At 71.9% G+C, this 6,812-nt stretch carries 7 protein-coding genes; 6 read left to right on the top strand and 1 reads right to left on the bottom strand.

Annotation, left to right across the window (positions count from 1 at the left end; translation table 11 throughout):
• The first annotated feature begins 127 nt into the window (after positions 1–127).
• From AB0A65_RS25560 to AB0A65_RS25550, 3 genes are all read left to right on the top strand, one after another.
• Positions 128–1,081 carry a sugar ABC transporter permease gene (locus tag AB0A65_RS25560; protein WP_359955309.1) on the top strand — a complete coding sequence of 318 codons (954 nt, stop codon included), beginning with the start codon at positions 128–130 and terminating at the stop codon, positions 1,079–1,081.
• A 116-nt stretch (positions 1,082–1,197) separates the two neighbouring features.
• Positions 1,198–2,019 (top strand): carbohydrate ABC transporter permease, encoded by an 822-nt coding sequence (locus AB0A65_RS25555; protein WP_359955319.1) that lies wholly within the window; start codon positions 1,198–1,200, stop codon positions 2,017–2,019.
• Positions 2,020–2,040: 21 nt separating this feature from the next.
• Positions 2,041–3,072, top strand: a complete 1,032-nt coding sequence (locus tag AB0A65_RS25550; protein ID WP_359955306.1) for a LacI family DNA-binding transcriptional regulator — start codon at positions 2,041–2,043, stop codon at positions 3,070–3,072.
• A 15-nt stretch (positions 3,073–3,087) separates the two neighbouring features.
• Here AB0A65_RS25550 and AB0A65_RS25545 read toward each other — a convergent pair whose 3' ends face one another.
• Complete coding sequence (locus AB0A65_RS25545; RefSeq protein ID WP_359955303.1) at positions 3,088–3,231, bottom strand: GPGG-motif small membrane protein; 144 nt, start codon at positions 3,229–3,231, stop codon at positions 3,088–3,090.
• A gap of 89 nt (positions 3,232–3,320) precedes the next feature.
• Here AB0A65_RS25545 and AB0A65_RS25540 point away from each other — a divergent pair, with 89 nt between their 5' ends.
• The 3 genes from AB0A65_RS25540 (at position 3,321) to AB0A65_RS25530 (ending at position 6,809) form a co-directional block, all read left to right on the top strand.
• Positions 3,321–4,916, top strand: coding sequence for a bifunctional 3'-5' exonuclease/DNA polymerase (locus AB0A65_RS25540; RefSeq protein ID WP_359955300.1), 1,596 nt, complete (start codon positions 3,321–3,323; stop codon positions 4,914–4,916).
• A 157-nt stretch (positions 4,917–5,073) separates the two neighbouring features.
• Positions 5,074–5,991, top strand: coding sequence for an ABC transporter ATP-binding protein (locus AB0A65_RS25535; protein ID WP_359955298.1), 918 nt, complete (start codon positions 5,074–5,076; stop codon positions 5,989–5,991).
• The gene (locus AB0A65_RS25530) at positions 5,991–6,809 is read left to right on the top strand and encodes an ABC transporter permease subunit (protein ID WP_359955295.1); all 819 of its coding nucleotides are present in this window, start codon (positions 5,991–5,993) and stop codon (positions 6,807–6,809) included. Before AB0A65_RS25535 ends, AB0A65_RS25530 begins: the two co-directional genes overlap by 1 nt.
• Positions 6,810–6,812 lie beyond the last annotated feature (3 nt).

Genomic DNA, 6,812 nt, shown 5'->3' with positions numbered 1-6,812 from the left:
GGCTTATGTTGTTGTGGGTTTGTGTTTATGAGCGTGGTGTTCTCCATATATTTCGCGGCCCCGGCCGCGCGGGGGGCCGCCCCCCCGCCCCCCCCCCCCGCTCCTCCCCCGAATCGAAAGCGACCCGATGACCATCGCCGCCAAGGGGTCCGGCACGCGCAAGGGCCCCGCGGGCCTGCTGCGCTACCGCCTCGACCTCAAAGCCTCCCCGTACCTGTACATCGCCCCGTTCTTCGTGCTGTTCGCCGCGTTCGGCCTGTTCCCGCTCGCGTTCACCGCATGGGTGTCCACCCACGAGTGGAGCCTCCTCTCCGACGAGCACGTGTTCGTGGGCTTCGGGAACTACGAGACGCTCCTGACCGACCCGTACTTCTGGAACGCCCTCGGCAACACCCTCTCGATCCTCGCGCTCGCCACCGTCCCGCAGCTGCTCGCCGCGCTCCTGCTCGCGCACGTGCTCACCATGCGGCTGCGCGCGCAGACGTTCTGGCGCATGGGGATGCTCCTGCCGAACGTCGCGTCCGTGGTCGCCGTCGCCGTCATCTTCAGCCAGCTGTTCGGCCGCGACTTCGGGCTCATCAACTGGGTCCTCGACGCCCTCGGCGCCGGCCGCGTCGACTGGCAGGCCGGGACCGCGTCCTCGCACGTCGCCATCGCGGTCATGGTGGCGTGGAAGTGGACCGGGTACAACGCGCTCATCTACCTCGCCGCCATGCAGGCCGTCCCGCGCGAGGTCTACGAGGCCGCGCACCTCGACGGCGCCTCCCGGTTGCAGCAGCTGTTCCACGTCACGGTCCCGATGATCCGCCCGACCATCGTGTTCACCGTGATCGTCTCGACCATCTACGGGCTCCAGATCTTCGCCGAGCCGCAGCTGTTCGGCGGCGGCGGGCAGAACGGCGTCACCGGCGGCGCCTCCCGCCAGTTCCAGACGCTCACGCTCTACCTCTACGAGCACGGCTTCAACCGCGGCTTCGAGTTCGGGTACGCCTCGGCCGTGGCCTGGACGATGTTCGCCGTGATCGTCCTCGTCGCCCTCGTCAACTACCTGTTCATCCGCCGCATCAGGAGCGCCTCGTGACCGCCGCCGACACCGCACTCGACAGCACTGCCGCGCCCGCTGAGGACTCCCGGCGGTCGGGCCGCACAGCCTTGCCGGGCCGACCCGACCGCCGGGCCCGGGCCCGCCTGCGGGCCCTGCGCGAGCAGCCCGGCCGCCTCGCGTACCTGACGCTCGTCGCCGTCCTGTTCTTCTCCGGGTTCCCGCTGTACTACAGCTTCGTGGTCGCCTCCCGCGACAACTCGGCGCTGGCGACCGTGCCGCCGCCGGTACTGCCGGGCGCGAACCTGGTCGAGAACGTGCAGCGGGTGTTCGACACCGTGCCGTTCGGGACGGCGCTGCTCAACTCGGTCCTGGTGAGCGGCAGCGTCACCGCGTCGGTGGTGTTCTTCTCCACGCTCGCGGGCTTCGCGTTCGCGAAGCTGGAGTTCAAGGGCGCCAAGGTGCTCCTGGTGTCGGTCGTGGCGACCATGATGGTCCCGGTGCAGCTCGGCGTCATCCCGCTGTTCATGCTCATGGTCGAGCTGGAGTGGACGGACACGCTGTGGGCGGTCATCGCGCCGGGCCTGGTCAACGCGTTCGGGGTGTTCTTCATGACGCAGTACCTGCGCGGGTCGCTGCCGGGCGAGCTCATCGAGTCGGCCCGCATCGACGGGGCCTCGACGTTCCGGATCTTCTGGCAGATCGTCATGCCCGCCGCCCGGCCCGCGGCCGTGGTCCTCGGGGTGCTCACGTTCCTGACCGCGTGGAACGACTACTTCTGGCCCCTCATCGTGCTCTCCAGCCCCGAGAACCAGACCGTCCAGGTGGCGCTGTCCACGCTCTCGGGCGGGTACGTCACCGACCAGTCGCTCGTGCTCACCGGGACGATGCTGGCTACGCTTCCTCTGCTGGCGGTGTTCGCGCTCTTGGGCAAGTACATGATCAGCGGGATCATGCAGGGCGCGGTCAAAGGCTGACACGAGACGGAGGCGGACGCGATGGTGCGTGCGGATGCGGGGCCGGTGCGGGGGCCCCGCCAGGGGCGGCCGACACTGGAGGAGGTCGCCGAGCGGGCGGGCGTGTCGCGGGCGACCGTCTCCCGCGTCGTCAACGGCCAGACCTCGGTGAACGAGGACCTGCGGCGGGCCGTGGAGGCCGCCGCCGACGAGCTCGGGTACGTGCCCCACGCCGCCGCCCGGTCGCTGGTGACCCACCGGACCGACTCGGTGGCGCTCATCCTCCCCGAGTCCCCGAACCGCGTGTTCTCCGACGACCAGTTCTTCCCGAGCGTCATCCGCGGCGTCGCCACCGAGCTCGACGCGGCCGGGAAGCTCCTGGTGCTCATGACGACCGGGTCCGCCGAGGCGCGCCAGCGGGCCGAGCGGTACGCCGTCGGCGGGCACGTCGACGGCGTCATGTTCGCCTCGCTCCACGACGCCGACCTGCTGCCGGAGCTGATGATGCGCCGCGGCGTGCCCGTGGTGTGCAACGGCCTGCCGCAGCTGGACGCGCCGTGCATCGACGTGGACCACCTCGGCGGGGTCCGGGCGGCCGTGGACTACCTGATCGCCCAGGGGCGCAGGCGGATCGCCACGATCGCCGGGCCGCTGGACATGGTCGCGGGCCGGGCCCGCCTCGACGGGTACCGGGCGGCGCTCGCCGACGCGGACCGGCGGGCGATCGTCGCCGTCGGCGACTTCACCGCCGAGTCCGGGCAGGCCGCGATGCGCCAGCTCCTCGCGGACGAGCCGGACCTCGACGCGGTGTTCGTGGCCTCGGACCTCATGGCGCACGGGGCGCTCCAGGCCCTGCGGGAGGCGGGGCGGCGGGTGCCGGACGACGTCGCCGTGGTCGGCTTCGACGACATCGCCCTGGCCACGTACTCGGACCCGCCGCTGACGACGGTGCGCCAGCCGATCGCGGAGATCGGGCGCACCATGGCGCGGACCATGCTCCGGCTCCTGGAGGGCCACGACGTGGAGCCGATGACGATCCTGCCGACGCAGCTGGTGGTCCGCGAGTCCGCGTGAGCTCGGTCCCGGGGGCTAGGTGAAGAGGCTGACGCCGCCGGGTCCGACGAGAAGCCCGAGGATGATGACGATAATGCCGAGGAGCACGCGGCCCCGGAAGATCATCGAGATGCCGTAGACGACGATGAGGACCGCGAGGATCCAGAGTATGAGTGTCATGCGGTCCGGATACCCATAGGCGCGGTGAATATGTCCGGACCGTCCCGCGGCGGCCGCCGAGTGTCGGTGGCACGTGGTCCACTTGGGGCGTGGAGGTCGCACTGGTGCCCGGGAGGGCCGGCGAGGGCTGGACGATGCCCCTGCCCGGCGGGACTCCCGCGTACCACGCGGACCTCGCCGCGGCCGTGCGCGAAGCCGAGGCCGCGGCGCCTCTCAGGTGGGTGGCCGCCGACCTGGCGCGGGACTACCCGCCGCTGCTGGCGGCCGGGGCGCGGCTCGACCGGGCCCGCGACCTGCGGCTCGCCGAGCGCATCCTCTCCCGGGTGGAGGCCCACGACCCGCCCGCGTACGTCGTCGCCTCCGACCCCGACGCGGGGACCCTCTTCGAGCGCGAACCGGAACCCGTCGACGGCCCGGCGGAGCTGACGCGGCTCCAGGCCGCGTGGCTGGACCAGCGGCGGCGCACCGCGAACGCCGCGATCCCGGGCCTGGGCGCGCTCCTGGCCGCCGAGTCGGCGGGAGCGCTGGTGGCCGCCGAGATGAGCCGCACCGGCGTGCCGTTCGACCGGGGCGTCCACGACCGGCTGCTGCGGGACCTGCTGGGCCCGCGCCCGTCGAAGGGGCTGCGGCCCCGCAAACTCCAGGCGCTCGCCGACAAGGTCACCGACGCGTTCGGGCACCAGCTGAACCCCGACTCGACGAAGCAGGTGCTCGCCGCGTTCCACGCCGCGGGCGTGGACGTGAAGACCACGCACGCGTGGGAGCTGCACTCGGTGGACCACCCGGCCGTGGAGGCGCTGAAGGTGTACCGGGAGCACGCCCGCGTGTGGGGCGCGTTCGGGTGGAACTGGGCCAACGCGTGGGTCCACGACGTGGTCGACCGCGAGACCGGCAGGGCGGCGAGCCGGTTCCAGCCGGTGTACATCGTCGGCGGCGCCGACACGGGCCGGTGGGGCACCGACGGCGGCGGGGCGCTGCAACTCCCCCACTCGGTGCGGGAGGCGATCCGCGCCGACCCCGGCTGGAAGCTCGTCGCGGCCGACGCCGCGCAGCTGGAGCCGCGGCTCCTGGCGGCCATCAGCGGCGACCGGGCCATGATCGCGGCCACGGCCGCCGACGACCTGTACACGGAGCTGGCGCCGCGGCTCGGCGGCGAGCGCGGGAAGGCGAAGATCGCGCTCATCTCGGCGATGTACGGCGGGACCGCGGGCGACGCGCGCCAACTCGTGCAGCTCATGCGGGACCGGTTCCCCGACGCGTTCGAGCGCGTCGAGTCGGCGGCGCGCACGGGCGAGAAGGGCGGACTGGTGCGCACCTGGCTCGGGCGGACGGTCCCGGCGCCCTCCGAGCGGTGGTGGCGGCAGCTCAACTCCGAGGACGGCACGAAGTCCTCGGCGTCCCGGGGCCGGTTCACGCGGAACTTCATCGTGCAGGGCACGGCCGCGGAGTGGGCGCTGGTGCTCCTGGCGTTCCTGCGGCGCGACCTGCACGCCCAGGGCCTGGGCGAACTGGTGTTCTTCCTGCACGACGAGGTGATGGTCCACTGCCCGCAGGAGCACGCCGAGGCGGTGTCGGCGGCGATCGAGCGGTGCGCCGAGGAGGCGACGCGGACGCTGTTCGGGGACGTGCCCGTGCGGATCCCGTTGCGGCCGAAGGTCGTGGACAGCTACGCGGAGGCGAAGTGAGCGCCGCACGGGTCGCGGGCTGCGGTTCCGGCGCCGAGGAGGAGGCTGGACGGCGCTTTCTTCTCCTGGAGTCGTAGTACCCGGGTACCACTCGCGTCCCTGAATATCGATCCCGAAACCGATGAACGCGCCCCGTGCGGGCCGTAGATTTCGGGGCATGATCGAGATCGAGCACTTGACGAAGCGCTACGGCAAGAAGACGGCCGTGGACGACCTGACGTTCGCCGTCAAGCCCGGCGTCGTCACGGGGTTCCTGGGACCGAACGGCGCCGGGAAGTCCACCACGATGCGCGCCATCGTGGGCCTGGACGCCCCCACCAGCGGGCTCGCCCGCGTCAACGGGCAGCACTACTCGCAGTTCAAGTCGCCGCTGACCGAAGTCGGCGCGCTCCTGGAGGCGAAGTCCGTGCACGCCGGGCGCAGCGCGTACAAGCACCTGCTGGCGCTCGCCCGCACCCACGGCATCCCCGCCAAGCGCGTCCACGAGGTCATCGACCTCGTCGGCCTGCACGAGGTGGCCGGGAAGCGCGTGGGCGGGTTCAGCCTCGGCATGGGCCAGCGCCTCGGCATCGCGGTCGCGCTGCTGGGCGACCCGGCCGTGCTGATCCTGGACGAGCCGGTGAACGGCCTCGACCCCGACGGCGTGAAGTGGATCCGCCTGCTGCTCAAGGGCCTCGCGTCCGAGGGCCGCACGGTGTTCCTGTCCTCGCACCTGATGAGCGAGCTGGCGCAGACCGCCGAGCACCTCATCGTGATCGGGCAGGGCAAGCTCCTGGCCGACACCACCGTGGACGACTTCGTGAACGGCAGCGGGAAGGCCCGCGTGCGGGTCGTCTCGCCCGACGCGGCGCGGCTGGCCGAGCACCTCGCGGGCCCGGGCATCTCCATCGCGAGCCCCGAGCGGGGCGTCCTGGAGGTCTCCGGGACCGAGGCCGCGGTGGTGGGCCAGACGGCCGCCGCGCACGGCCTGGTCCTGCACGAGCTGCGGACCGACCGCGGCTCCCTGGAGGACGCGTTCATGCAGTTGACCGCCGATTCGGTGGAGTACCGACAGACCGTGGAAGGGGCGAAGTGATGACCGCCGCCGCAATGACCGAACGACCGGCCGCCTATGTGCCGAAGGGCGGCTACCGCCTGACGGGCGCGGGGCTGCTGCGCTCGGAGTGGACGAAGCTGTGGTCGCTGCGCTCCACGTGGATCGTGCTCCTGTGCGCGGTCGTGTTCTCGGCGGGCCTGGGGGCCCTGATCTCCGCGAGCGTCCCGTCGGACCAGGGCCTGGCGGGCCCGGACATGGCGCTGAACTTCGCGATGGCCGGCGTCTCGATGGCCTCGGTGTTCGTCGCGGTGCTGGGCATCCTGACCGTGACCGGCGAGTACACGACCGGGTCGATCCGGTCGACGATGTCGGCCGCGCCCAAGCGCCTCGGCGTGCTCGCCGCGAAGGCGGGCGTGTTCGGCGCGGTCGTGGCGGTCCTGTTCACCGCCATGGTGTTCGTGACGTTCTTCCTGTCGCAGGCCCTACTCGACGACCCCGCGCTGTCGGTGTCGCTGGGCGACGAAGGCGTGATGCGGGCGCTGTTCGGGTACGTCGCGATGATCGTGTACCTGGCGCTGCTGGCGATCGCGCTCGGCTCCATCCTGCGCAACTCGGCCGGTTCGATCGCGTTCTACATCGGCGTCATCATGATCCTGCCGCAGCTGGCGACGATCCTCCCGTGGGACTGGGTCGCCGACGTGGTCCCGTACGCGCCGGGCAACGTCCCGAACGCGCTGGTCCTGGTGGACACCTCGGCGGGGACGCTGGGCCAGGGCGAGTCGTGGCTGTGGATGGGCATCTGGCTGGTCGTGGCCTACGGGCTGGCGGGCGTGCTGCTCAAGCGCCGGGACGTGTGACGA

It is taken from the genome of Glycomyces sp. NPDC047010 (assembly GCF_040644205.1).
In the GTDB taxonomy this organism is placed as follows: domain Bacteria; phylum Actinomycetota; class Actinomycetes; order Mycobacteriales; family Micromonosporaceae; genus Glycomyces.
Note: the sequence above shows the minus strand (reverse complement) of the source record. Positions and strands in the feature narration are given on the sequence as shown.